Here is a 24,598-nt window from a genome sequence, read left to right as displayed (position 1 = left end):
CTCGAATGAGTAGATCCGAGGTTTCCGTGCGTCGCTACGCCGCCCGTCTGTCCGTTGCCGCTGTTTCCGCCATCGCTGCCCTGGCCCTTGCGTCCTGCTCCGGAAGTACCGGTGCGGGCGGCGGCGGGGAGTCGCCGTCGGCGTCGTCCGGTGTCCTGCACGTGGTGACTTCCACCAATGTCTACGGGGAGATCGTCAAAGCCGTAGGCGGTGACAGGGTGGACGTGAAGGCGATCATCACCAAGACGAGCCAGGACCCCCACTCCTACGAAGCCAGCGCCCAAGACAAGCTGGTGGTCTCCAAGGCGCAGCTCGTCGTGGAAAACGGAGGAGGCTATGACGGATTCCTCCACAAAATCGCCGACGACACCAACATCGGCCACGAAAACATCGTCAGCGCAGTGGAAGTATCCGGGCTGGCTCCCGAAGGGGAGAACCACAGCGAGGACGCACACGCTGAAGACGGCCATGGCCACGACCACGGCGAGTTCAACGAGCACGTTTGGTACAGCCTGGGCGCCATGGGCAAGCTCGCGGACAAGGTGGCGGAGAAGCTCAGTGCCTTGGATGCCGCTTCTGCTCCCACCTTCAAAGACAACGCCGCCGGCTTCAAAACCGGCCTTTCGGAGTTGGCTGGAAAGCTGGAGTCATTGAAAGCCAGTCAACAGGGCGCCCCGGTAGCCATCACGGAGCCCGTTCCCCTGTACCTCCTTGAAGCCGCAGGGCTGGTCAACAAGACGCCCGAGGCCTACAGCTCGGCGGTGGAAGAGGGGACGGATGTGCCCGCTTCCGTCCTGAAGGAAACCACAGACATCGTGGCCGGAGTCCGCCTGCTGGCCTACAACGGCCAAACGGAAGGTCCACAGACCGAGTCCGTGAAGAAGGCTGCCGAAGCTGCGGGCGTGCCGGTGGTTGACTTCACCGAGACCGTTCCCGAGGGCAAGGACTACCTCCAGTGGATGACCGCCAACGTTGAGGCAATGTCGGCCGCACTGGCGAAATAGCATCGCCTAAGATAATCAGGTGGCTGTCCGTCCAGGACAGATGCCGCCAGGCAAACTGCCCACCACTGACTGAGTTGCGCCCACCCAGGATGCGCATGGATCGAGGACAACTTTTGACACCGGTAGTGAGCCTCCGCGAAGCGAGCCTTCAGTTCGGCAAGCGGACACTCTGGAAGGGCCTTGACCTCGACATCAGCCCCGGCGAGTTCTTCGCGGTCCTGGGGCCGAACGGAAGCGGTAAGACCAGCTTCCTCAAGGTCCTCCTCGGACTCCAGGAACTGCAGTCCGGAACGGTGACCCTTGGCGGACGCCCCGTGGAGCGCGGGAGCCGCACCATCGGGTACATTCCGCAGCAAAAATCTTTTGCTGCCGATACCCCGCTACGTGCCAGGGACCTGGTAGCCCTGGGCATCGACGGCCACCGCTGGGGAGTCCGGCTGGGCTCCGGAAAAGTCAATCGGCGCGTTGATGAACTGCTGGAACTCGTCGGGGCCTCCGACTACGCCAAGGTCCCCGTGGGGCAATTGTCCGGCGGGGAGCAGCAGCGCCTGCGCGTTGCCCAGGCGCTGGCCACCGATCCCGCTGTGCTGCTGTGTGATGAGCCGCTGCTCTCGCTGGACCTGAACCACCAGCAGGGCGTGAGTGCCCTTATTAATGAGCAGTGCCACAAGAGGAACAGCGCCGTGGTGTTCGTGACGCACGAAATCAACCCCGTGATCGACTACGTGGATCGTGTCCTCTACCTGGCCGGTGGACGTTTCCGCGTAGGCACCCCGCAGGAAGTCATGACAACCGACGTGCTCTCCGATCTGTACAACAGCCACGTGGAGGTCATCCAGACCAACGGCAGATTCGTCGTCGTCGGGCTTCCGGACGCCACCACGCACTTCCACGACGATGCGCACACAGCTGCCGGGGAGGAGTTCTGATGGACCTCGATGGCATCCTGCAGACCATCTTCAATTTCGAGAATTACGGCGAACTGCTGGCACTGGTCCAGAACTCCATCTGGGCCGGAGCGGTCCTGGGCCTGCTCGGCGGCCTGGTGGGCACGTTCGTGATGAAGCGCGATCTCGCCTTCGCGGTCCACGGCATTTCGGAGTTGTCCTTTGCCGGTGCTGCTTTTGCGTTGCTCATCGGAGCCGACATCATCCTGGGCTCCCTGGTGGGCTCGGTGGCAGCGGCGGTTCTACTGGGCTTCTTGGGCGTCAGGGCCAGGGACAAAAACTCGACCATCGGCGTCATCATGCCGTTCGGCCTGGGCCTGGGAATTCTTTTCCTGGCCCTCTATGAGGGACGTGCCGCCAACAAGTTCGGACTGCTCACGGGCCAGATAGTGTCCGTGGATACCGTCCAGCTCCAGACCCTGGCGGGAACGGCGGTTGTGGTCATGGCTGCCCTGGTTCTGATCTGGCGTCCCCTGGGCTTTGCGAGCGTGGATCCTGAAATGGCAGAGGCCCGCGGAGTCCCGGTGCGCGGGCTCGCCATCGGCTTCATGGTGTTGTTGGGCATCACCGTGGCACTGTCCATCCAGATCGTGGGAGCCTTGCTGGTGCTGGCCCTGCTGATTACGCCGGCGGCCGCAGCGCTGAGGGTAACGACGTCGCCCAAGCTGATTGTCCTCCTGAGTGTCCTCTTCGCACTCACGGCCACGGTGGGCGGAATTCTCCTGGCGCTGGGCAGCCGCATCCCCATCAGCCCTTACGTCACAACCTTGTCATTCCTGATCTACGTGGTGTGCCGGGTGATCGGCCGGGTCCGGGCCAACCGCGGCCTCAACGGCAGGGTGTCGCGGGACCAGCCTGCACGCGCCGTCTAGGTACAGTTTCCCGCCGGACTGGAGTGTCCCGGCAGCCGCGTAGTGACCCGCCGGACTGGAGTGTCCCGCCGGACTAGAGTGTCCCGGCGGCCTTCCGGGCCGTGCATTCCGGGCAGAGCCCGAAAATCTCCACGGTGTGCGCCACTTCGGTGAACCCGTGTTCCGCCGCGGTCCTGGCGGCCCAGGTCTCCACGGCGGGAGCCTCCACCTCCACGGCCTTGCCGCAGTTGCGGCACAGCAGATGGTGATGGTGGCCGGTAACGGCGCAGCGCCGGTATACGGCCTCGCCGTCGCCATTACGGAGCACGTCGATCAGGCCGTCGTCTGCCAGCGACTGCAGGATCCGGTAGGCCGTGGCCAGCGATACCGAGATGCCCTTGTTTTGGAGCAGCCGGTACAGCTCCTGCGTGCTGACGAAGTCATCCAGTTCATCCAAGGCGGCGCTGACGGCGAGTCGCTGCTTGGTGACACGTTGTTCCTTGACGCCCCCGGTAGTGGGTGTTGACCTGCCACCGGTGGCGGATTGGGTGCCCTGTGGCATTGAAAAACTCACTTCCCTGGGGTGCTGGCCAACCCTGATTTTACCGCAGGGGGTGCTTGGAATCGTTCTACGGCCGCCCCTAGGCTGTGACCATGAAGCTCACCAAGTACACCCACGCCTGTGTCCGCCTGGAGAAAGACGGGAACGTCCTGGTCATCGATCCCGGTATTTATTCGGAATCGAAGGAGGCCTTGGAAGGCGCGCAGGCCGTACTGGTCACCCACGAACACCCGGACCACATCGACCAGGCCGTGCTGTTGGAGGCGCTGACGATGAACGAACGCCTGGTGGTCCATGCACCGGAGGGGGTGGCGCGGACCCTCACCAAGGCAGCCGCTGAGGCATCGGTTGACTCCGTAGAGGAGCGCGTTCGGGCCGTGGACCCGGGCTCGGCTGTGGACATTGCCGGGTTTGATGTCAAGACATTCGGGGGGCAGCATGCCCTGATCCACGGGCAGATCCCCGTGGTGGCCAACATCGGCTACCTCATTGACGGCAATGTGTTCCACCCCGGTGATTCCTTCGTGGTGCCGGACGGCATCCAGGTCAAAACCCTCCTCGTTCCGATCCACGCTCCGTGGTCGAAGGTGGGCGAGGTGGTGGACTTTGTCATCTCCGTCCGGGCCCCGCAGGCCTACCCGGTCCATGACGGGTTGCTCAATGAGGTGGGCCGTGGCTTGGTGGAGGGGCATGTGACACGGTTTGGCGCCCGCTACGGCACGACGTATTCCAGCCTCGCGCCCCGGCAGACCGTGGAGATTTAGCCGTTCCACGTCCCGGTGTCGATAAAGTTGTCCAGCACCTGCTCATAACCGGCAGGTTCCAGGCCCTGCCGTGCCAGCCAGCCGGCGTCGTAATAGCTGCCCGCGTACCGCTCACCTGAGTCGCACATCAATGACACGATGCTGCCGCGCCGTCCCTCGGCGACCATCCCGGCGATCAGCTGCCAGACCCCCCACAGGTTGGTTCCCGTGGATGGCCCGGCATGAAGGCCTGCGAGCTTCGCCAGATGCCGCATGGCGGCAATCGAAGCGGCATCCGGTACTTGGATCATGTGGTCGATCACCGCCGGAACAAAGCTGGGTTCCGCGCGCGGACGTCCGATTCCTTCGATCCGTGAGGGCAGCCCGCTGGCGGATCCGCAGTCCCCGTCGAGCCAGGCAGGGTAGAACGCCGAATTCTCCGGATCCACCACGGCAAGCCGTGTGCTGTGCCGGTTATAGCGGAGGTAGCGGCCGATCGTCGCACTGGTTCCTCCCGTGCCGGCGCCCACCACGATCCATTCAGGCACGGGGTGCCGTTCCAGCGCCAGCTGCTGGAAGATCGATTCGGCGATGTTGTTGTTGCCGCGCCAGTCCGTGGCCCGCTCGGCGAAGGTGAACTGGTCCATGTAGTAGCCGCCGGAGGTGCGGGCGGTCTCCTCGGCCACTGCGTAGACTTCCGAGGCGTGATCCACCAACAGGCAGGCACCCCCGAAATCTTCGATCAACGCGATCTTCTCCGGACTGGTGGTTTTAGTCATGACGGCGATGAAGGGCAGGCCGATCAGGCGCGCGAAGTATGCCTCGGACACGGCGGTGCTTCCGCTGGATGCTTCGACGATGGTGGTTCCCTCGGTGATCCAGCCATTGACCAAGCCATAGAGGAACAGCGAGCGTGCCAGGCGGTGCTTCAGGCTGCCGGAGCGGTGCGTGGATTCATCTTTGAGATAGAGGTCCACGCCCCAGTGTTCGGGGAGCGGCACCGCGTAGAGGTGGGTGTCCGCGGAGCGGTTGTTCTCCGCCTCGATCTTCCGGATGGCCTCGTGGGCCCATGCCCTGTCCTGAATGCCTGAATTGCTCACCGGACAAGACTACCGGCGCGGCCCGGCAGGCTCTGGAAGGAGGCAGCCGGGCTGCCGCACTAGGCTGGGTGCGGAGCAACGGCAAGGACGCAAGCAAGGGAGAACTGATGGCCATCCTCATGGACGCAGCCGAAGTGAACAGACGACTCGCGGCGGGGGAGCGGCTTGTGCTGCTGGACGTGCGCTGGGTGCTGGGCCGGACCGACGGGCATGAGGAATATCTGTCCGGGCACCTGCCCGGAGCTGTCTTCGTGGACCTCCCGTCCCAGTTGGCCGACCACGCGAAGCCGGACCGGGGCCGGCACCCCCTTCCGTCCACGGCCCGCTTCCAGGAAGCTGCCCGCAGCTGGGGAATCAACGACGGCGACACAGTGGTCGCGTACGACAACAGCGGCAGCATGGCGGCGGCGCGCGCTTGGTGGATGCTGCGGAATGCGGGCCTTGAGGAGGTGTACCTGCTCGACGGCGGACTGGCCGCCTGGCGCGCGGCAGGTTACCCGGAGGAGACAGGCGAGGTGTCCGCCGCCGTCGGAAACGTCTCTTTGGGCGAGGGCCTCTTGCCCACCATCTCCGAGCGTGAGGCCGCGGCGTGGCACGGTGACCGGATTCTCCTCGATGCCCGCGCCAGTGAACGCTACCGGGGCGAGGTTGAGCCGATCGATCCGCGGGCAGGGCACATTCCCGGCGCTGTCAGCGCACCAACCACCGCCAACGTGGACGACGCCGGACGCTTCCTGCCGGCCGGGGAACTGCGGCGACGCTTCGGCAGCCTGGGTGTCACCGAGGGCGCGAAGGTTGCCGTCTACTGCGGTTCCGGGGTGACGGCAGCGCACGAAATAGCGGCACTGGGCATCGCCGGCTTCGAGGCAGCCCTGTTCCCCGGCTCGTTCTCCCAGTGGTCCAATAACGGAGCGAATCCCGTGGCAGTGGGCGCCGAGCCCTTCGACGGAGCGGGCCCAAGTGGCACTAGCCGCGTTTCCGGGAGTAGCGTCGAACCATGACCCCTGGACGACCTGTACCCCCGCCCCTTGCCAAGCCGATCACCGTCGAGGAAAGCGGGGCCGCGCCGGTAGGCGGGGCCCTGGCAGCCGCGTACGGGGCTACCTCGCCGGAGAGCGGATTGGTACCCCTGACCGTTGCCAGGCGGGCGCCCAAGGACGACGATGTCGAGATCGCCATTGAGTTCTGCGGCCTCTGCCATTCCGACGTCCACGCCACCCGCGCCGAATGGCGGGTGCCGCACTACCCGTTGGTACCAGGCCACGAAATTGTTGGCCGGGTGACCCGGGTGGGTTCCGCCGTGGCTGATTTCGCTCCCGGCGACCGTGTGGGCGTTGGCTGCCTCGTGGACTCCTGCCGGGAATGCGAAAGCTGCCTTGAGGGCCTTGAACAGTATTGCGAACGCGGCAACGTGGGCACTTACGGTGCGAAGGATCCCCGCAACGGCGATGCCGTGACGCAAGGCGGATACTCAACACTGGTAGTGGTTGACCGCCGCTTCGTGCTCCGCATTCCCGAGGCGCTCGACCCCGCCGCAGCCGCCCCCTTGCTGTGCGCCGGCATCACCACCTACTCGCCCTTGCGATACTTCGAGGTGGAAGAGGGCGATTCCGTCGGCGTCGTAGGGCTTGGCGGATTGGGGCACATGGCCGTCAAGATCGCCAAGGCCATGGGCGCCGAGGTCACCGTGTTCACCACCTCGGAATCCAAATTCGAGGCCGCCCGTGAACTCGGGGCGGACCGTGTGGTGCTTTCGAAGGACCCGGAGGCAATGGAGGCCGCCGACAGGAGCATCGACGTCATCATCGACACCGTCGCGGCCCCGCACGACCTCAATCCCTATTTCCGCACCCTGCGCTTGGAGGGAGCACTGTTCCAGCTGGGCCTGCCGGCTGAGGACATGCCTCCCGTCAGCCCCGGCCAGCTCATCCGCCGGCGCCTCGCCTACGCGGGATCCCTCATCGGGGGCATCGCGGAAACCCAGGAGATGCTCGATTTCTGCGCCGAGCATGGCGTGGCCAGTGACATCGAGATCGTTGAAGCCACCGGACTCAACCAGGCATACGACCGCATGGTGGCCGGCGACGTGAAATACCGTTTTGTCCTGGACACCTCCACTCTTCAGGAACCATCGGAAAGGGCTGACGCATGAGCACGCTGTTCACCAGGATCATCAACGGAGAAATCCCCGGGCGTTTCGTGTGGAAGGACAGTGACGTAGTTGCCTTCCTGACCATCGCGCCCATCACCCCCGGCCACACCCTGGTGGTACCGCGGGAAGAAGTGGATTCGTGGACCCATGCAAGCCCCGAACTGCTGGGCAAGGTCATGGACGTGGCCCAGAAGATCGGCAAGGTCCAGGAAGACCTCTACGACGCCAAGCGTGTAGGCGTGCTCATGGAGGGCTTTGAAGTGGACCACCTGCACGTCCACGTCTGGCCGGCATATTCGATGGCCGACTTCGAGGTGCACAATGTGGACCACAACCCGGATCCGGCGGTCATGGACGCAACAGCCGTGAAGCTTCGGGCGGCACTCCGTTCTGCCGGCCATGCCGGGTTCGTGCCGGAGGACTGAGTCCGGCGGCTAGGCCGGTGCCAGGGCCTGGTTCAGGACCGTCCGGATCCGTTTCTCGGAGACCGAGTAGGCGGTCCCCAATTCCACGGCGAACAGGCTCACCCTCAGCTCCTCGATCATCCAGCGCACCCGGGTTAACTCCGGCCCCACCCGACGGCCGGGCGTCAATGCCGCCACGGCGTCGTCGTAATCGTCCTCGAGGCCTTGGATGACTGCCATGTTGAGGGCATCGCGCTGCACATTGCCGGGCAGCTTGTCCAACCGCTTCTCCATGGCCTGCAGGTAGCGGGGCAGCTGGCTCAGCTGGGCGTAGCCCGTCTGTGCCACAAAGCCGGGGTAGACCAACTGCTCCAGTTGGCTCTTCATGTCGTTGAGCGCGCTGATCAACGGCAGGCTGGTACTGGCCTTAAGCTGCTTCTGGATCCTGCGGGTACTGGAGAGGATGCGTTCGACGACGGCCGTCACCGTGAAGACGGTATCGATCAGTTCCGCGCGGACCAGTTCGTACAAGGCATCGAAAGCAGTTCGGTCCCACGGAAGTTCCGCGGGAGTCAGCTTGTCAATGGCGGCCAGGGCGCAGTCGGCGATCAGCGCACTCACGGAACCATGCGGGTTTTGGCTGAACGTCAACTTCTCGGTGTTGCTGAGGTGCTCCAGCACGTATCGGTCCGGGGACGGGATGCGCAGTGCCAGGAGCCGGATGACGCCGCCACGCATGGCAGCTTCCTGTTCCTGCCGGGTTTGGAACACCCGCAAGGCCACCGACTTTCCCTCGTCCACCACTGCCGGGAAGCCGGTCACTGCGTGGCCTTTGACGGTGCGGGTGACCTGCCGTTCAACGGTTCCGAAGTCCCACTCGGTGATACCCGAACGCTCGGCAACTACTCCGTCACCGGCGGCCGCACCTGCCCCTGCATGATTGCCGTGCGGGGTGTTCTCCAGCGGCGTCTCCGGCACCTTCGCTTTGCGGGTGCTGGCGGGCGTGGCTCCAAGTGATTCTGCGATGGCACGCCGGGTTGCCGGCGCCAGGGTCTCCTGCAGTTGGGCAAGGTTTTTGCCCTCGCCCAGCACTTTGCCCCTGCTGTCCACTACCTTGAAGCTCACGCGGAGGTGCTGGGGGACGGCATCCCAGTTCCAGGAACCGGGCGGAATGATGTGGCCACGCAGCCGGCGCAGAACCAGCTCAAGGGATGGCTCAAGTTCGTCCGTGGCGGGATCAAAGTCCTTCTCCAACGCGGCAGTGGCCTGCCGGGCGACATCCGGAGCCGGGACGAAGTTCTTGCGGATCTGCTTGGGAAGGGACTTGATCAAGGCAGTGACCAGGTCCACGCGTTGGCCGGGGATCTGCCAACGGAAGGGGGCATCATCCATTTGGTTCAGGAACAGGACCGGAACCTCGGCGGTGACGCCGTCGGAGGGGTTGGGCGCCGATCCCGGTGCCACAGGGTGGAACTCGTAGCTCAGCGGCAGTTCGAAGCCTTTGTGGCGCCATACCTTGGGATACGCGGATTCGTCGAGGCCCTCGGCGTCCTCGTTCATGAGGAGCGATTCGTCGAAGTCCAACAGCGCGGGATCGGCCTGGCGGGCCTCTTTCCACCACTTGTCGAAATGGCGCTCGGACACAACGTCCGGACCCACCCGGGCATCGTAGAACTCAAAGAGCGTCTGGTCATCCACCAGGATGTCACGCCGCCTCATGCGGGTCTCCAGCTCTTCGACTTCCTGGAGCAGTGCGCGGTTCCGGTGGAAGAACTTGTGGTGGGTCCGCCACTCACCTTCAACCAAGGCGTGACGGATGAACAGCTCGCGCGAGAGTTCGCGGTCAATGCGGCCGTAGTTGACCCTGCGGTCCGGGATGATCGGCACGCCGTAAAGGGTCACTTTTTCATGGGCCAGAACGGCGCCTTGGCGGGATGACCAGTGCGGTTCGCTGTAGGAGCGTTTGACCAGGTGCGGGGCAACGAGCTCTGCCCACAACGGATCGAACTTCGCCGCGACGCGTGCCCATAGCCTGCTGGTCTCCACCAGTTCGGCCGCCATGACGAAAGCCGGCGACTTCTTGAACAAGGCCGATCCCGGGAAGATGGCGAAGCGGGTGCCGCGGGCCCCGGCGTATTCGCGCTTGCGCTCGTCGAGGACGCCGATGTGGCTCAACAGACCCGACAGCAAGCTGATGTGGATATCGTCGTGGTGGCCTACGGGATCGGCCTCGCGTTTGGTGTCGAGGGTGATTCCCAACGGTTTCGCCAACTGGCGAAGCTGGGTGAAGAGGTCTTGCCACTCCCGGACCCGCAGGTAGTTGATGAACTCGGTGCGGCACAACCTGCGGAACTGCGTGGAGGACAACTCCCGCTGCTTTTCCTGCACGTAGTTCCACAGATTCAGGTAGCCGGTGAAGTCGGAGTTCTCGTCACGGAAGCGGGCGTGCTTTTCCGCCGCGAGCTGCTGCTTATCGGTGGGGCGCTCGCGGGGATCCTGGATGGTCAGGGCAGCTGCGAGGATCATGACTTCGCGCACGCATCCACGTTTGCCGGCCTCCACGATCATGCGCCCAAGGCGGGGGTCGACCGGGAGCTGCGCAAGCTTTTGCCCGATGGCCGTCAGGCCGCCGCCATCACGGCCCGGGCCGCGTCCGCCCCGGTTCTTGCCTTGCTTTCCGGCTGACGGGGCCGCAGGTCCCTCGGGCTTGGCAACGCTGAGGGCGCCCAGCTCGCGGAGGAGGGTGACGCCGTCGTTGATTGCCCGCGACTCCGGAGGCTCCACGAACGGGAAGTTCTCCACATCCTTGGGGCTGCGGGCAACGCCCATGGCGGTCATCTGAAGGATGACGGCGGCGAGGTTGGTCCGCAGGATCTCCGGGTCCGTGAACTGCGGACGGGACTCGAAGTCCTCTTCCGAGTAGAGCCGGATGGCAATACCTTCGGACACTCGCCCGCAGCGGCCGGACCGCTGGTTGGCCGAGGCCTGCGAAACACGTTCGATCGGCAGGCGTTGAACCTTGGTCCGGTGCGAATAGCGGGAAACTCGCGCTGTTCCGGTGTCGATGACGTACTTGATGCCGGGGACTGTCAGCGATGTCTCGGCGACGTTCGTGGCCAGGATGATGCGCCGTTTGCCACCGGGGTTGAAAACCCTGTGCTGTTCCTGCAGGCTCAACCGCGCATACAACGGCAGTACTTCCGTCCCGGCAAGGCGGCGGTTGCTTTGGATACGGCCGTTGATGGCCTCGGCGGCATCGCGGATCTCGCGCTCGCCGGAGAAGAAGACCAGGATGTCTCCCGGAGCCTCTTGGGCGAGTTCATCCACGGCGTCGCAGACCGCATCCAGCGGATCCCGGTCCTCTTCGAGTTCGTCGTCCGACTCTTCGGCATCGGGGTTCGCCGGCTGGGACAGGGGACGGTAGCGGATTTCGACCGGATACGTCCGCCCGGAAACCTCGATGATCGGGGCGGGGGCGGTGTCGGTGCCAAAGTGGCTCGCGAAGCGTTCGGGATCGATGGTTGCCGAGGTGATGATGACTTTCAGGTCCGGCCGCTGGGGGAGTATCCGCTTGAGGTAGCCGAGAATGAAGTCGATGTTGAGGCTCCGTTCATGGGCCTCGTCAATGATGATCGTGCTGTATTTGCGCAACAGCTTGTCCCGCTGGATCTCCGCGAGCAGGATGCCGTCGGTCATCAGCTTGACCTTGGTGGCGGCACTGACCTCGCCGGTGAACCGGACCTGGAAGCCCACTTCCTGGCCGATCTCCACGCCGAGTTCGGAAGCGATGCGTTCGGCAACCGTCCTGGCCGCGAGGCGCCTGGGCTGTGTGTGACCGATCAGGCCCTGCTCGCCCAAGCCCAGTTCAAGGCACATTTTGGGGATCTGGGTGGTTTTGCCCGAACCGGTCTCGCCGGCAATGATGGTCACCTGGTTTGCGGCGATGGCCGCCATCAGATCCTCGCGGCGCTCGGATACCGGCAGCTCAGCGGGGTAGGAGATATGAATTGTCATGGCTCAGGCCAGTCTACTGCCGGGGGAGAGTGTCCTCTGCGGCGTCAGTCACGTTCCCGGCCGCTGCTTTGAGCCGGCGGGACAGGCGCAGGGCGAACGATGTGAACTCGACGGGTTCGATGATCTCGAAATCCATGTCCAGGGCTGCCAGCTGGGCTACCGGTGCGGCCAGGTTGTCCCAACCGGCGCGAAGGATGGTGCTGGTGGGACTTTCTGCCGTAAGGGAAGCAAGGTGCGGACCGACGACGGCGGCAACCTCGGCGAGCGGCGCATGCAGCCGCACGACGACGTCGAACCTGTACGGCGAACGGGTGATCGACTGCTGGACATAGGCGGCCAAGTCCTCAGCCGGTAGCGGCCGAGGTTCATAGCGCTTGCGTTCGCTGGGCAGGGAGGCAATGCGGTCTGCACGGAAGGCTCGCCAGTCCTCGCGCCCGACGTCCCAGGCTACGAGGTACCAACGGCGTCCCGTGTCAACCAGCCTGTACGGTTCCACCAAGCGGCTGGACGATTCGCCCTCGGACGTGACGTAGTCAAAGGACACCTGGCGGCGGTCGGCAATCGCCGAGGACAGGACCGTCAACTGCTGGGGGTCCACGGAAGCGGCGTTGCTGGGAAGCGCGGTGACGGCGCCCTTGAGCATGGCGAACCTCGAACGGAGCCGGGAGGGCAACACCTGCTCGAGCTTGGTCAGGGCGCGCACCGAGGCTTCGCCGATGCCGGCCACCGGCCCGGCAGCAACGGAGTTCAGGCCAAGGGCAACCGCCAATGCCTCATTGTCGTCAAGGAGCAGTGGAGGCAGTTGCGCACCGGCGCCGAGTTGGTAGCCGCCCGCGATGCCGGGCGAGGCGTGGATGGGATAGCCGAGGTTCCGCAGCTTCTCGATATCCCGGCGCACGGTACGTTCCGTGACGCCCATGCGCTCAGCCAGCGCCGGCCCGGTCCATTCGCGGCGCACCTGCAACAGGGACAAGAGTTGGAGGAGCCGGGCGGAGGTTTGGATCATGCTCGTGAATCTAGCCGAAGCCGCGCCGGCCCGCACAAGGGCGTCCCACGCTTAGGGGTGCCGCTGGACATAGGAACGCCCGCCTTCCGGAAGTCTGCAGTACTCCGGCCATGGCGGGCGTTGGGTGGATCGGGCTGTGACCTGTTGCCAGGGACGGCCGGCAGGTCAGTAAATCCGCGGGTTCCAGTAGGGGCTGCTGGGAGCGTCGACGGCGCTCCAGGGCTCCTTGGAGTTGACCGGAGGATAGTGTCCGCGGCCGTCCCGGAGCAGCGCGCTGACGGTCGCTGCGACTGCGGTAACGAGGACTACGAAGAGGATGATTCCGAAGATTTCCATGACTCAATCCTGCGCTTGGCGAGGACCAAGAAACAGTGGCAGAAATGCCCCAAAAGAACAAATTTCTGCCACACTGGAAATATGTTGAAATCAGTAGCAGTGATCGTGGTTCCCAACTTTTCACTCTTTGAGTTCGGGACTGCATTCGAGGTCTTCGGCATCGACAGGTCGGACCGCGGAGCGGGGGTCCCGGCGTTTGATTTCAGGGTCTGCGCGCCGGAGCCTGGCGATGTGCGGATGAAATCCGGATTGTCGCTGCACGTCAATCTGGGCTTGGAAGCGGCAGCTGATGCGGACCTCGTGATCATGTCGCCCTTTGGTGCGGACCGCGATGTTCCTGAGTCCGTCCATGAGGCGCTCCGTGCGGCACAGGCACGCGGTGCTTGGGTGATGTCGATCTGCTCGGGGGCGTTCGCCCTGGCCAAAGCGGGTCTCCTGGAAGGACGCCGTTGCACCACGCACTGGCGCTACTCGCAGGAGCTCGCTGCGAAGTACCCAGGGGCCAAGGTGGACGAGAACGTCCTTTACGTCCAGGACGGGAACATCATCACCAGCGCGGGAACGGCCGCCGGCATCGACGCGTGCCTGCACCTGGTCCGGGTGGAGCTGGGCGCCAACGTTGCGGCGGCCATCGCCCGGGACATGGTGGTTCCTCCGCACCGTGACGGCGGCCAGGCGCAGTTCATTGACCGGCCCATGCCCACGTGCGGTTCGGCGCCCATGGAGGCGCTCCTGCGCTGGATGGTGCAACACCTTGACCAGGAGCACAGTGTCAATGACCTCGCGGCACGGCTCCACATGTCACCGCGGACTTTTGCCCGTAAGTTCAGGGCTGAGACAGGTGCCACTCCCGCTGCCTGGCTCAACTCCCAAAGGGTTCTCCGGGCCCAGGAACTGTTGGAGACCACGGAGTTGAATATCGACGAAGTTGCCCGCGAAGCAGGGTTCGGCCATTCCGTCCTGCTGCGGCACCACTTCGCCAAGGTGTTGGACACGAGTCCGCAAAGCTATCGCAGGGCCTTCCGCGGCCAGTTGGCAGGGGTTGTCTAACCCGGGGCCGATCAAAGCGCCCGGCCATTCAACTGATTCAGCGGCGGGTACCCCGGTGCCCCGTGGACTCGGAGCCCTCCGCCTTGGCGCATTCCACCAGTTCCTGCCAGGGGCCGGTGACAGCGCCCTCCGGCAGGGTGGCGCGGTGTTGGCCCGCGCGGATTGAGTACATGAAGCGGTCGGGTTCGTTGCTTGTCAGTGCCCGGCTCTTGGCTTCTTCCCACGGGCAGGCTTCCACGATCGGGAGCCAGCGTTCCTTCTGGTCGGGGGAGGCCGCGTTCACGCTCCAGACGCGGGTCATGGCTGCAATGCCCCCACTGCGTTGGACGGTTATCTTCATGTCCGGCTGATCCTGCTCCACGGTCCGGTGGTTGCCCAGGCAAGACTGCCGCAAGGATGGAAGTCCCGCCGACTGGGCTAAACCCTGACCTTCACAGTGTCCCACGCCTTGCGGACGGCGTCATGCTCCGCCGACCCCGCACCGAACAGTTCCTCCGCCGTTGCCAGCGTGGTCCGTGCGAACTTGCCGAAGGTGCAGGCAGGTGGCAGGGTGCCGCTGGTCAGGGTCCCGTACCAGATCTGGCCCGGAGCCTCCCAGGCGTTGCCGCCGAGCTCCGAAGCGACCACGTAGAACGCCTTGTTGGGAATGCCCGAATTGATGTGAACCCCGCCGTTGTCCGCGCTGGTGCGGACGTAGGTGTCCATGGAATCGGGTTGCGGATCCTTGCCCAGAACGTCGTCATCGTATGCCGTGCCGGGAGCCTTCATGGACCGCAGCGCGACGCCCTGTACGTGGTTGGTGAACAGGCCCTCGCCGATCAACCAGTTGGCTTCCGAAGCGCTTTGCTTCTTGAAGTACTGTTCCACCAGGACCCCGAAGACATCCGACATGGACTCGTTCAGGGCACCGGCCTGGTTGCGGTAGGCCAAACCCGCGGTGAACTGGGTGACGCCGTGGGCCAGTTCGTGTCCGATGACGCTGAGGGACTTGGTGAAACGCTGGAAAACCTCCCCGTCACCGTCGCCGAAAACCATCTGCTGCCCGTCCCAGAAGGCGTTGTCATACAGCCTCCCGTAATGGACAGTGGCGTCCAGTGGGAGCCCTGCGCCGTCGATTGAGTCCCGGCCAAAGACGTCCGCATAAAGGCTGTACGTGCTGCCCAGGCCCTCATAGGCTTCGTCCGCCGCTACATCGCCGGTGGCGGCAGCGCCTTCCTTTCGGACCAGCTTTCCCGGCAGCTGCTCCACCCCTTGGGCATCGTAGATCGTCCGGTGGGGACCACCCGGGCGGGCTTGCCGGGCCGCCGGGCGGGCTGCGGGCGCGGGCGCCGACCTGACTGCCTGCAGCTCCTTGATGTGCAGCAGGGATTCCTTGGCTGCCACAGCTACGGCACGCAGCCGCGGTTCATCCTGGGCCGCAAGGCGCCTAAGCAGGTAAGGAGGGACGATGGAACAGATCACGGTATACCCCTTTGTTGTCAGCGGCCCGCGCGAGGCGGTTGGCTACTGTGATCAGCCTAGGTTCGGGCGCTGACATTTTCTTCGGGTGCGCTCCGGCAAGCCTTGAAGTGATAGCGGCCACCCGGGTTGTCTTCCGCCGGGGATCACCGCGGGAAAAGAAAAAATACCCCGCCAGCTGCACTGGCGGGGTATTGATTGTGCCCTCGATAGGATTCGAACCTACGGCCTTCTGCTCCGGAGGCAGACGCTCTATCCCCTGAGCTACGAGGGCAACCGGGGTTCCCTCCGTTGCCGGTGGGACGTCCTAGAGCTTAGCAGTACGCGCGTCGCAAAGGAAAACCGCCGCCCGGCCTCAGTATCCGGCAAAGGAATCCACGTGGATCTTCCTGGCCCCTGCTGCCCGGGCCACCGCCCGCAGGTCCTGGACGTTCTTCGGGGAGCCGGAAATATAGACGGCGCGGTCCCGGATATCCGGAACCAGCTCCTGAAGGCGCCTTGCGTCGATGCGGGGCGTACCGGCGTCGTCCATGAACTCCGGCGGAGCCGAACCGTCCGCAAGCCGCGCAACCACCCGGGCCCCGGACTTTTCCAACTGTTCACAGGCGGCCAGCTCGGCGCGGCTCCGGGCCAAATACAGCACCACGGTATCCCGCTCCCCGCCGGACGCCAGCTGGGACAGGAAAGGGGTGATCCCGATGCCCGCCGCGATCAGGAGGACCGGGGCTCCCGGGTCGCGCGGCAGCAGGAAATCGCCGCCGACGGCGGTGGCGCCCACCGTGTCGCCGGGCTGCAGGCCCAGCAGCGTCTTCTTGGCCGGGGACAGCGGTTCTCCGGTGCCAACGCCGAACGTTACTTCAGGCGCCCCGGGAGGGCTCGTGATGCTGAAGACCCGACGCATGCCCTTCCCATTGCGGTCCGGATGCGGGAGGTTCAGCTCCATGAACTGGCCTGCGGCGTACCGGACGGGACGTTGCGGCTCGAAACGGAACTCGGTGGTGCCCGGAGTCAGCGGTTTGGAACCCTTGAACACCAGTTCCACGCGGCCCCGCTGGCCGAGGAAGAAAGCTGCGAGGTTACCCAACAGCAGCGCCAGTTCCGGAGAGTTGGCCACGAAACCAAGGTTGTAAGGCACAGCGAAAACAATCCCGACGACGGCGGCGAGGCCGAGTTGCTGCCACCGGCGCGGGGGCAGCGTGAGCGGCTCGGAGAGCATGAAACCGGCAAAGAACAGCAGGGGCCGTTGCGCCAGGGGTTGCCACAACGCCTGACCGACGGTCATGCTGCGGCTCACCAATTCCGCAAACACGACGCCTGTTGCCACCACCATGAAAACGCCGGCCATTAACAATTTCCGGATGCGGTACAGAACAGCCAGGACTCCCGGAACCAAGAGCCAGAGCATCGCCGGGGTTGCCGCCCACCACGTGGCGATATTCAGTCCGGTCAGCCCGGTGAGGAACGCACCTGCGGCTGCCGGGTTGAAGATGTGCCGCCCCCGGAACGCCAGGGCGAACTTGGACGCGCTGGCCAGCACGCAGGCGAGCGCAACACCGGCCATGTCCGTGGGGACGAACGTTGGCCAGAAAAGGAAGTAGATCAGCAGCCCGGTAATGAGGGAGGAATCCGGATGGGCCTTCGTCCGGAAAAGGAGCGCGAGCAGGCGGCTGGAGCCGTAGCTCAGGGCCAGGCACAGCACCAGGTGCACCAGCATCTGCGGAAGGCCGAAGGTCAACCATCCCAGCACGTTCAACAGGAGGCTGTACGCCACCAGGGTTCCCAGGACCCACAGGATCAGGCGGTACATGGTGAAGCGGCCCAGCCAGGTGTCCAAACGGGCCTTCATGGTGTTCATGTGAACAGTCTCCCCTCGAAACCGGGTGAAAACGTGGCACTCCCGGTGGAGAACACACGGAGCCATTCGAAGTCGAAGGAATCCTCGAGTGTGCCCGGTTCCACCATGAAGAGCGCCGTGGCCAGCGCATCAGCCTCCATGGCCGTTGCTGCGATGGTCCAGGAAGCAACGATGGTCCTGATGGGTTGCCCCGTTCTTCCGTCGAGGACGTGGTGCAGTCCGTCCCCCCAAGCCCTGCGGTTGGCAGCCGAGGCGCAAAGGGCGGCATTGTCCAGTTCCACGGTGCCGATCGCCTGCCTGGGGTTGTATGGATGCTCAAGCGCCACTGTCACGGGCCGGCTTCCGCCGTGCAGCATGTCGCCGCTTCCATCGACCAGGAAATCGGTGCGGCCATGAGAACGCAGGACCCCGGCCAGGAGATCAACCAGCTGTCCCTTTCCCGCCGCACCGATATCCAGGATGACCGGTTCCTTGGCGGTCAGCGAGGTTGCATTCCATTCCAGGAGTTCCTCCCAACCACGGGCGGCAACGGGACTCCCGGAAGGAACCAGGCTGTAGCCGGCGCCATAGCCCAGGCGTTCCAGGCTGGGACCGATGAGGGGAGTCATGGCACCGCGGCTGAGACGATAGAGCTCCGAGTACAGGTCACGAAGCCCGGCGGCATGCCGGGGGAGGGCGATGGTGCCGGGGGCCTGTGCGAGTTGCGACACAAGCGAGTCCGCACGGAACCTCGAATATGTCCGGTCATAAACGGCGACGGTTTCCAGTAATTCGTCCCTGAGCTGCTCCGGCAGATGATCCGGCGTAGCAATCTCCCACGAGGTGCCGATCCCCTCAAAGCGGAAAACGCTCCAGCCAGGGTGTGGCATGGCCCCTACTTGGCCTGGGACTTGATTTGCTGGACGGCGTCGTTGAATCCCCCGGAGGTCAGGGACGAACCGGCCACTTTTGAAACGTTGAGCTTGTCAATGTCCTTGCCGACAATCTGAGCGGCAATCCCGCCGGCGAATTCACCCTGGAACTTCCTGGTGTTGGGGTTGGACGGATGCTCCGTGATGTTGACAGCAGAGACTTTGCCTCCTGCAAGGGTCAGCTCCACACCCACCGTTTCCTGTCCGTTGGGGGAGGTGTACGTCCCGTCGGCCTTGTACGTGCCGTCCTTATAGGGTGAACCGGCAGTGCCCGCGGAGCTGCCACCGGAACCCGAAGGAGCTGGCGTGCCGGCCTGTCCGCCGTTCTGGGTGGCCGGAGTCTGGGCGGGCGCTTCGGTGGCCGGGGCGCAGGCCGCTGCCGTGCCTGCGATTGAGATACCGGCCAGGCCGACGTAGATGGTCTTGCGGAGGGGCGTGGTCATGGTCTGCTCATTTCGTGTGGACAAGTTCTGGATTCGCGGGACCGCTCGTGCTGCTGGGTGACCCAAAAGGCCACGTGCCTACGGTTTCAACAACGTCGAAATCAGCGTAATGGTTCACGTTGTGCCGCCGCCCTGAAGGAACTGTGTAGCGGCTGTGCGTCGGGTTGCCCACATAAGCGCCCTCGAATTCCGCGACTTTGCGGGCCCCCGGTAGGCTAGATGCGTGACTCCCGAAGAACTCTCTGCTGCCATATCCACTTGCCTGAAGGACGCTGTTGCCGCCGGTGAAATCGCACTGCCCGAATCCGCCGTCCCCGATGACGTCAGGGTGGAGCGACCCAAGAACCGGGATCACGGAGACTGGGCCACCAACATCGCCCTGCAACTTGCCAAGAAGGCCGGCACGAATCCCCGCGAATTTGCCGGGCTCCTGAGCCGCAGGCTGACTGAGATTCCGGGCGTAACAGCGGTGGAAATCGCGGGCCCGGGGTTCCTGAACATCACAGTGGACGCCGCTGCGGCGGGAGTTTTGGCGAAGGCCATCGTTGAGGCCGGTGCCGAATACGGCACCAACAAGGCGCTCGCAGGCCATGTCATCAACATGGAATTCGTTTCCGCCAACCCCACAGGCCCCCTGCACATCGGGCACACCCGCTGGGCCGCCCTCGGTGATTCGATTGCCCGTGTCCTGCGCGCGTCCGGAGCGGATGTGACGGCTGAGTACTACATCAACGACGCCGGCTCGCAGATGAACGTCTTCGCCCATTCCGTGCTGTCCCGCCTCCACGGCAGGGACGTGCCGGACGGCGGTTACCCGGGCGAGTACATCCGGGAACTTGGCGACGAAGTTCTGAAGGCGCACCCGGGAATCAGGGAGCTCACGGACGAGGCCGCACTGCCCGTTATCCGGGCGGCCGCCTACGAGGCCCAGATGGCTGACATCAAGAGCACCCTTGCCGATTTCGGCGTGGAGTTCGATGTCTACTTCTCCGAGAAGGACCTCCACGACGTCGGTGCGATCGAAGCTGCCGTCGCGCGCCTCCGCGAGCAGGGCCATGTGTTCGACGACGGCGGTGCGGTGTGGCTGCGGACCACTGACTTCGGCGATGATAAGGACCGTGTCATGATCCGCGCCAACGGGGAACCCACGTACTTCGCTGCCGACGCCGCCTACTACCTCTCCAAGAAGGACCGCGGCTTCATTGAGAAGATCTACCTCCTGGGTGCGGACCACCACGGCTACATCAACCGCCTGAAGGCCATTGCCGCCTGCGCAGGGGACAATCCCGACACCAACATCGAGGTCCTGATCGGCCAGTTGGTATCGGTCAACGGCGCCAAGCTGTCCAAGCGTGCAGGCAACATCATCGAACTTAAGGACCTTATTTCCTGGCTTGGAAAGGACGCAGTCCGCTACTCGCTGGCCCGGTTCCCTGCCGATTCGCCGCTGACGCTTGATCCGGAGTTGCTCAAGAAGAACAGCAATGAGAACCCCGTGTTCTACGTCCAGTACGCGCACGCCCGTTCCCGTGGAACAGCCAGGAACGCAGCCGAGGCGGGCGTTGACCGGTCCGTTTTCGATGCCTCGCTGCTGGACCACGCGACCGAGAACGAGTTGCTCTCCTACCTTGGCAGCTACCCTTCGATCGTTGCCAAGGCAGCCGAGTTGCGCGAACCCCACCGCGTAGCACGCCACCTCGAAGTTATTGCCGGCGCCTATCACCGCTGGTACGACGCCTGCCGCGTCTCGCCGCAGGGCGAGGAACCCGTACAGGACGTCAACCGCACCCGTTTGTGGCTCAATGACGCCACGAGCCAGGTGCTGGCCAACGGACTCGAACTGCTGGGCGTTTCGGCGCCGGAACGGATGTAAGCGATGACCACCAAGGCTTCACACGCGTCCCCGCTTGCTCCGGAGTGGCTCGCCGTGCCGGAGGACCTGAACGCCCTGCAGGCACCCCTGTGGGCGGCGGGCGTCGACCGTACTGCGGAAGGCGAGGTTGCCATTGACGGTATTACCGTCAGCGAACTGAAGGAACAGTTCGGCACACCGCTCTTCGTCATGAGCGAAACGGACTTCCGCGTTCGCGCACGCGGGTTCAAGGACGCCTTCGATGCGGCTTTCGCAGACATTTGCGGGGGAGTGGACGTTTACTATGCCGGCAAGTCCTTCCTGTGCACGGCCGTTGCCCAGTGGGTTGCGGAGGAGGGCCTCCGCCTGGATACCTGCTCCGGCGGTGAACTGGCGGTTGCTGCCAGGGCCGGGATTCCCGGCAGCAAGTTGAGCCTGCACGGCAACAACAAATCCGACACCGAGATCAACCGCGCGCTGGACATGAAGGTTGGCCGCATCGTGGTGGACAGCCTCGATGAACTCCAGCGGATCGCGCGGATTGCCTCCGGACGCGGAGAAGCAGCCAAAATCATGCTGCGACTCACTCCCGGGGTGCACGCACACACGCACGAGTTCATTGCCACGGCCCACGAAGACCAGAAATTCGGCTTGTCGATGGCCGGGGACACCACCGGTGAAGCAGGGCTGTCTGCGGCGGAAGAAGCAGTCGCCGCTGCGGACTCCGCTCCCGGCATTGAGCTGCTGGGCCTGCACTGCCACATCGGTTCGCAGATCTTCGAACCGGACGGATTCGCCCTGGCGGCGCAGAAGCTGCTCGCCTTCCAGGCCGCCATGCAGGGCAAGTACGGCATTGTCATGCCTGAACTTGATCTTGGCGGCGGTTACGGAATCGCCTACACGCCCGTGGACACCCCGCGGCCCGCGGCGGAGATCGCAGAGGCAATGGCCGCCGTCGTCCGCGCTACGTGTGCCGAACTCGGCATGGAAGCCCCGCGGATTTCCATCGAGCCTGGCCGGGCCATCGTTGGCAGCACAACCTTCACCCTGTACGAGGTGGGTACGCTCAAAACCGTCCGGGTCGATTCCGGAAACGGCCAGGACGGGGACGGAAACGTTACGTATCCGCGCCGCTATGTGTCGGTGGACGGGGGCATGAGCGACAACCCCCGCCCGGTGCTGTACGACGCGGATTATTCGGCAGTTTTGGCGTCCCGCGGCTCTGTGGAGGAGCCGCAGCTGTCCCGCGTAGTGGGCAAACATTGCGAGAGCGGCGACATAGTTGTTAGAGATGTATATCTGCCCGCGGACGTGGCAGCCGGTGATTTGCTCGCAGTACCGGGTACCGGCGCCTACTGCTGGGCCCTCTCCAGCAACTACAACTACCTTGCCCGGCCGGGCGTCGTCGCAGTGCGCGATGGAGCCGCCAGGCTGATTGTCCGCGGGGAAACCGAAGAAGATCTCTTGAACCGCGACATGGGAGTGGCGAATGTCTGAAGTGCGAAACCTGAAGGTGGCCCTGCTGGGCTGTGGCAACGTGGGGGCCCAGGTCGCGCGGATTCTTATTGACGACGCCGACGCCCTCGCCGCCCGCAGCGGCGCCCGACTGGAACTGTCCGGTATTGCCGTGCGGAACATCGATACCCCGCGCGACGTCGAGTTGCCGAGGGAGCTCTTCACAACCGACGCAGAGACCCTCGTCAAGGACGCGGACCTTGTCATTGAACTCATGGGCGGGATTGAGCCTGCCCGCTCGCTGATCCTGACTGCCGTCCGCAACGGTGCCTGCGTCGTGACCGGCAACAAGGCACTCCTGGCGCAGGACGGACCTACGCTGTACGAAGAAGCGGACAAGGCAGGCGTCCAGCTTTCCTATGAGGCCGCCGTGGCCGGAGCCATCCCCATCCTGCGCCCCATCCGGGACAGCCTTTCCGGCGATCGCATCACGCGCGTCCTGGGCATCGTCAACGGCACCACCAACTTCATCCTGGACCAGATGGACACCACGGGTGCCCAGTTCGCCGACGCCTTGGCCGAGGCCCAGCGCCTTGGCTACGCCGAGGCCGATCCCACGGCCGACGTCGAAGGGCATGACGCTGCCGCGAAGGCCGCGATCCTTGCATCGTTGTCCTTCCACACCCGCTTCTCGCTGGACGACGTCTATTGCGAAGGCATCACCAAGGTCACGGCCTCGGACATCGCCTCCGCCAAGGAAGCCGGCTTTGTCATCAAGCTCCTGGCCATCGCCGAAAAAATCGAGTCCCCGGACAACGGCAGCGGCATCTCAGTGCGCGTGCACCCCACGCTGCTGCCGCGCGAGCATCCGCTGGCAGCCGTCCGCGGTGCCTTCAATGCGGTATTCATCGAGGCTGAAAACGCTGGAGAGCTGATGTTCTACGGCCAGGGGGCGGGCGGAACGCCAACCGCCTCCGCCGTACTGGGCGACCTCGTGTCGGCCGCGCGCCGCCTCGTCCTGGGCGGCCCGGGCCGCACGGAGACGACAACCGGTTACGTCCAGCCCCTTCCCGTGGAAGCCTCGACTACCAGCTATTACATTGGCCTCGACGTCGCCGACCAACCCGGGGTCCTGGCCCGCATCGCCCACATTTTCGCGGAGAACGGCGTCTCCATCGAGATCATGCGCCAGACGATCCACCGGGACGCTTCGTCCGCTGTGGAGTCGGCTGAGCTGAAGATCGTGACGCACCGTGCATCCGAAGCTGCACTTGCAGCAACCGTCGAGGCCGTGAAGGGCCTTGACGTTATCAATTCTGTGACATCCGTACTGCGGGTAGAAGGGGTCTAAGTGGCTCACCAATGGCGCGGAGTAATCCGCGAATACGCTGATCGTTTGCCTGTAACGGAAGCCACGAAGGTCATTACCCTCGGCGAGGGCGGTACGCCGCTTGTCCACGCGCAGAAGCTTTCCGAGCTCACCGGCTCCGAGGTCTACCTCAAGGTCGAAGGCATGAACCCCACCGGCTCCTTCAAGGACCGTGGCATGACCATGGCCATGACGGCTGCGGTAGAGGCCGGGGCCAAGGCCGTTGTGTGTGCTTCCACCGGCAACACCTCCGCTTCGGCAGCTGCCTACGCTACGGCCGCCGGCCTCAAGTGCGCTGTCCTGGTTCCCGAGGGCAAGATTTCCATGGGCAAGCTGAGCCAGGCCATCGCCCACGGTGCCACGCTGCTGCAGGTTGACGGCAACTTTGACAACTGCCTGGACATCGCACGGAAACTGGGCGAGTCCTACCCGGTGTTCCTGGTGAATTCGGTGAACCCTGCCCGTATCCAGGGCCAGAAGACCGGTGCTTTCGAAGTGGTGGACTCCTTGGGCGACGCACCGGACATCCACGTCCTGCCCGTAGGCAACGCCGGCAACATTAGTGCTTACTGGAAGGGCTACAAGGAGTACTCCGCCCCCTTCGAGACCCCCAACGGCACGCTGGCCGCAGTCTCTACCAAGACCCCTGCCATGTGGGGCTTCCAGGCTGCCGGTGCCGCCCCCTTCGTCGCCGGCCATCCCATCACCGAGCCGGACACCATTGCCACGGCCATCCGCATCGGCAATCCGGCCTCGTGGGAAACCGCTGTTGCGGCCCGCGACGAATCGGGCGGCTTGATCGAGGCCGTGACGGACGAGGAAATCCTCGCCGCCCACCGTTGGCTCTCGTCCAAGGAAGGCGTCTTCGTTGAACCCGGCTCGGCCGCAGGCGTCGCCGGCCTGATCAAGAAGCACGCCGCAGGTGAGGTGCCGTCCGGCAACAAGATCGTCATCACCGTCACCGGCCACGGCCTGAAGGACCCGCAGTGGGCCCTGCGTACCGGGGACGGCAGCGATGTCCAGCCGGTCAAGGTGCCCAACGACGTCGTCACTGTTGCAGCAGAACTGGGACTGGAAGAAAAGTAA

22 protein-coding genes and 1 tRNA gene are annotated in these 24,598 nt (G+C 64.4%); 12 read left to right on the top strand and 11 right to left on the bottom strand.

Features of this window, described 5'->3' with window-relative positions:
- Positions 1-5: 5 nt before the first annotated feature.
- The 3 genes from AUR_RS03525 (at position 6) to AUR_RS03515 (ending at position 2,823) form a co-directional block, all read left to right on the top strand.
- A complete protein-coding gene (locus tag AUR_RS03525; protein WP_062097212.1) occupies positions 6-1,004 on the top strand; it encodes a metal ABC transporter solute-binding protein, Zn/Mn family in 999 nt (332 codons plus the stop codon).
- A 95-nt stretch (positions 1,005-1,099) separates the two neighbouring features.
- Positions 1,100-1,933, top strand: coding sequence for a metal ABC transporter ATP-binding protein (locus tag AUR_RS03520; protein ID WP_170828549.1), 834 nt, complete (start codon positions 1,100-1,102; stop codon positions 1,931-1,933).
- Positions 1,933-2,823 carry a metal ABC transporter permease gene (locus AUR_RS03515; RefSeq protein ID WP_062097210.1) on the top strand — a complete coding sequence of 297 codons (891 nt, stop codon included), beginning with the start codon at positions 1,933-1,935 and terminating at the stop codon, positions 2,821-2,823. Before AUR_RS03520 ends, AUR_RS03515 begins: the two co-directional genes overlap by 1 nt.
- Positions 2,824-2,896: 73 nt before the next feature.
- Here AUR_RS03515 and AUR_RS03510 read toward each other — a convergent pair whose 3' ends face one another.
- A complete protein-coding gene (locus AUR_RS03510) occupies positions 2,897-3,364 on the bottom strand; it encodes a Fur family transcriptional regulator (protein ID WP_062097209.1) in 468 nt (155 codons plus the stop codon).
- Between the two features lie 92 nt (positions 3,365-3,456).
- On the opposite strand from AUR_RS03510, the gene AUR_RS03505 reads away from it, so the two are divergent.
- Positions 3,457-4,128 carry an MBL fold metallo-hydrolase gene (locus AUR_RS03505; protein WP_062097207.1) on the top strand — a complete coding sequence of 224 codons (672 nt, stop codon included), beginning with the start codon at positions 3,457-3,459 and terminating at the stop codon, positions 4,126-4,128.
- Here AUR_RS03505 and AUR_RS03500 read toward each other — a convergent pair.
- Positions 4,125-5,207: a PLP-dependent cysteine synthase family protein gene (locus AUR_RS03500; protein ID WP_062097205.1), complete on the bottom strand. Its 1,083-nt coding sequence runs from the start codon at positions 5,205-5,207 to the stop codon at positions 4,125-4,127. The two genes, AUR_RS03505 and AUR_RS03500, sit on opposite strands and share 4 nt — an antisense overlap.
- A 107-nt stretch (positions 5,208-5,314) precedes the next feature.
- On the opposite strand from AUR_RS03500, the gene AUR_RS03495 reads away from it, so the two are divergent.
- The 3 genes from AUR_RS03495 to AUR_RS03485 are packed head-to-tail and all read left to right on the top strand — an operon-like array spanning position 5,315 to position 7,784.
- Complete coding sequence (locus tag AUR_RS03495; protein WP_062099243.1) at positions 5,315-6,208, top strand: sulfurtransferase; 894 nt, start codon at positions 5,315-5,317, stop codon at positions 6,206-6,208.
- On the top strand, positions 6,205-7,359 hold the full coding sequence (locus AUR_RS03490; protein ID WP_062097203.1) for an NAD(P)-dependent alcohol dehydrogenase: 1,155 nt from the start codon (positions 6,205-6,207) through the stop codon (positions 7,357-7,359). The genes AUR_RS03495 and AUR_RS03490 overlap by 4 nt, the downstream gene beginning before the upstream one ends.
- Complete coding sequence (locus AUR_RS03485; protein ID WP_062097201.1) at positions 7,356-7,784, top strand: HIT family protein; 429 nt, start codon at positions 7,356-7,358, stop codon at positions 7,782-7,784. The genes AUR_RS03490 and AUR_RS03485 overlap by 4 nt, the downstream gene beginning before the upstream one ends.
- A gap of 9 nt (positions 7,785-7,793) precedes the next feature.
- Here AUR_RS03485 and hrpA read toward each other — a convergent pair whose 3' ends face one another.
- The 3 genes from hrpA to AUR_RS20230 form a co-directional block, all read right to left on the bottom strand.
- Positions 7,794-11,777, bottom strand: coding sequence for an ATP-dependent RNA helicase HrpA (hrpA, locus tag AUR_RS03480; RefSeq protein WP_062097199.1), 3,984 nt, complete (start codon positions 11,775-11,777; stop codon positions 7,794-7,796).
- A 13-nt stretch (positions 11,778-11,790) separates the two neighbouring features.
- Positions 11,791-12,783 (bottom strand): helix-turn-helix transcriptional regulator, encoded by a 993-nt coding sequence (locus AUR_RS03475; RefSeq protein WP_062097197.1) that lies wholly within the window; start codon positions 12,781-12,783, stop codon positions 11,791-11,793.
- A 165-nt stretch (positions 12,784-12,948) separates the two neighbouring features.
- On the bottom strand, positions 12,949-13,119 hold the full coding sequence (locus tag AUR_RS20230; protein WP_164888656.1) for a hypothetical protein: 171 nt from the start codon (positions 13,117-13,119) through the stop codon (positions 12,949-12,951).
- Positions 13,120-13,200: 81 nt separating this feature from the next.
- Between AUR_RS20230 and AUR_RS03470 the strand changes: the two genes are divergently transcribed.
- Positions 13,201-14,169, top strand: a complete 969-nt coding sequence (locus tag AUR_RS03470) for a GlxA family transcriptional regulator (protein WP_021471018.1) — start codon at positions 13,201-13,203, stop codon at positions 14,167-14,169.
- A gap of 37 nt (positions 14,170-14,206) precedes the next feature.
- On the opposite strand, the gene AUR_RS03465 is transcribed toward AUR_RS03470, so the two are convergent.
- The 6 genes from AUR_RS03465 to AUR_RS03440 form a co-directional block, all read right to left on the bottom strand.
- On the bottom strand, positions 14,207-14,509 hold the full coding sequence (locus AUR_RS03465; RefSeq protein WP_062097195.1) for a protealysin inhibitor emfourin: 303 nt from the start codon (positions 14,507-14,509) through the stop codon (positions 14,207-14,209).
- A 77-nt stretch (positions 14,510-14,586) separates the two neighbouring features.
- Positions 14,587-15,630 carry a M4 family metallopeptidase gene (locus AUR_RS03460; RefSeq protein WP_241650848.1) on the bottom strand — a complete coding sequence of 348 codons (1,044 nt, stop codon included), beginning with the start codon at positions 15,628-15,630 and terminating at the stop codon, positions 14,587-14,589.
- Between the two features lie 198 nt (positions 15,631-15,828).
- A tRNA-Arg gene (locus AUR_RS03455) sits at positions 15,829-15,901 on the bottom strand.
- Between the two features lie 81 nt (positions 15,902-15,982).
- Positions 15,983-17,482, bottom strand: a complete 1,500-nt coding sequence (locus tag AUR_RS03450) for an FAD-dependent oxidoreductase (protein ID WP_062097193.1) — start codon at positions 17,480-17,482, stop codon at positions 15,983-15,985.
- Complete coding sequence (locus tag AUR_RS03445) at positions 17,479-18,351, bottom strand: FAD:protein FMN transferase (RefSeq protein WP_128397046.1); 873 nt, start codon at positions 18,349-18,351, stop codon at positions 17,479-17,481. The genes AUR_RS03450 and AUR_RS03445 overlap by 4 nt, the downstream gene beginning before the upstream one ends.
- A gap of 5 nt (positions 18,352-18,356) precedes the next feature.
- On the bottom strand, positions 18,357-18,836 hold the full coding sequence (locus AUR_RS03440; protein ID WP_062097189.1) for an FMN-binding protein: 480 nt from the start codon (positions 18,834-18,836) through the stop codon (positions 18,357-18,359).
- A gap of 223 nt (positions 18,837-19,059) precedes the next feature.
- Between AUR_RS03440 and argS the strand changes: the two genes are divergently transcribed.
- Genes argS through thrC form a run of 4 tightly spaced genes read left to right on the top strand, consistent with a single transcriptional unit; the run spans position 19,060 to position 24,598 of the window.
- Positions 19,060-20,709: an arginine--tRNA ligase gene (gene argS / locus AUR_RS03435; RefSeq protein WP_062097182.1), complete on the top strand. Its 1,650-nt coding sequence runs from the start codon at positions 19,060-19,062 to the stop codon at positions 20,707-20,709.
- A gap of 3 nt (positions 20,710-20,712) precedes the next feature.
- Positions 20,713-22,185, top strand: a complete 1,473-nt coding sequence (lysA, locus tag AUR_RS03430) for a diaminopimelate decarboxylase (protein WP_128397045.1) — start codon at positions 20,713-20,715, stop codon at positions 22,183-22,185.
- Positions 22,178-23,494 carry a homoserine dehydrogenase gene (locus AUR_RS03425; RefSeq protein WP_021471010.1) on the top strand — a complete coding sequence of 439 codons (1,317 nt, stop codon included), beginning with the start codon at positions 22,178-22,180 and terminating at the stop codon, positions 23,492-23,494. Before lysA ends, AUR_RS03425 begins: the two co-directional genes overlap by 8 nt.
- The gene (gene thrC / locus AUR_RS03420; protein WP_062097178.1) at positions 23,495-24,598 is read left to right on the top strand and encodes a threonine synthase; all 1,104 of its coding nucleotides are present in this window, start codon (positions 23,495-23,497) and stop codon (positions 24,596-24,598) included.

This window comes from Paenarthrobacter ureafaciens (assembly GCF_004028095.1).
GTDB lineage: Bacteria > Actinomycetota > Actinomycetes > Actinomycetales > Micrococcaceae > Arthrobacter > Arthrobacter ureafaciens.
The sequence above is the reverse complement of the archived record's forward strand: the minus strand, read 5'-3'. Positions and strand labels throughout refer to the sequence as shown.

Coding starts and splice junctions, on each gene's coding strand:
- lysA (WP_128397045.1), top strand. CDS start 20,713: ATGACCACCAAGGCTTCACACGCGTCCCCGCTTGCTCCGGAGTGGCTC.
- AUR_RS03450 (WP_062097193.1), bottom strand. CDS start 17,482: ATGAACACCATGAAGGCCCGTTTGGACACCTGGCTGGGCCGCTTCACC.
- AUR_RS03510 (WP_062097209.1), bottom strand. CDS start 3,364: ATGCCACAGGGCACCCAATCCGCCACCGGTGGCAGGTCAACACCCACT.
- AUR_RS03425 (WP_021471010.1), top strand. CDS start 22,178: ATGTCTGAAGTGCGAAACCTGAAGGTGGCCCTGCTGGGCTGTGGCAAC.
- AUR_RS03440 (WP_062097189.1), bottom strand. CDS start 18,836: ATGACCACGCCCCTCCGCAAGACCATCTACGTCGGCCTGGCCGGTATC.
- AUR_RS03515 (WP_062097210.1), top strand. CDS start 1,933: ATGGACCTCGATGGCATCCTGCAGACCATCTTCAATTTCGAGAATTAC.
- AUR_RS03445 (WP_128397046.1), bottom strand. CDS start 18,351: ATGCCACACCCTGGCTGGAGCGTTTTCCGCTTTGAGGGGATCGGCACC.
- AUR_RS03505 (WP_062097207.1), top strand. CDS start 3,457: ATGAAGCTCACCAAGTACACCCACGCCTGTGTCCGCCTGGAGAAAGAC.
- AUR_RS03525 (WP_062097212.1), top strand. CDS start 6: ATGAGTAGATCCGAGGTTTCCGTGCGTCGCTACGCCGCCCGTCTGTCC.
- AUR_RS03465 (WP_062097195.1), bottom strand. CDS start 14,509: ATGAAGATAACCGTCCAACGCAGTGGGGGCATTGCAGCCATGACCCGC.
- AUR_RS03475 (WP_062097197.1), bottom strand. CDS start 12,783: ATGATCCAAACCTCCGCCCGGCTCCTCCAACTCTTGTCCCTGTTGCAG.
- hrpA (WP_062097199.1), bottom strand. CDS start 11,777: ATGACAATTCATATCTCCTACCCCGCTGAGCTGCCGGTATCCGAGCGC.
- AUR_RS20230 (WP_164888656.1), bottom strand. CDS start 13,119: ATGGAAATCTTCGGAATCATCCTCTTCGTAGTCCTCGTTACCGCAGTC.
- AUR_RS03495 (WP_062099243.1), top strand. CDS start 5,315: ATGGCCATCCTCATGGACGCAGCCGAAGTGAACAGACGACTCGCGGCG.
- AUR_RS03470 (WP_021471018.1), top strand. CDS start 13,201: ATGTTGAAATCAGTAGCAGTGATCGTGGTTCCCAACTTTTCACTCTTT.
- AUR_RS03490 (WP_062097203.1), top strand. CDS start 6,205: ATGACCCCTGGACGACCTGTACCCCCGCCCCTTGCCAAGCCGATCACC.
- AUR_RS03485 (WP_062097201.1), top strand. CDS start 7,356: ATGAGCACGCTGTTCACCAGGATCATCAACGGAGAAATCCCCGGGCGT.
- AUR_RS03520 (WP_170828549.1), top strand. CDS start 1,100: ATGGATCGAGGACAACTTTTGACACCGGTAGTGAGCCTCCGCGAAGCG.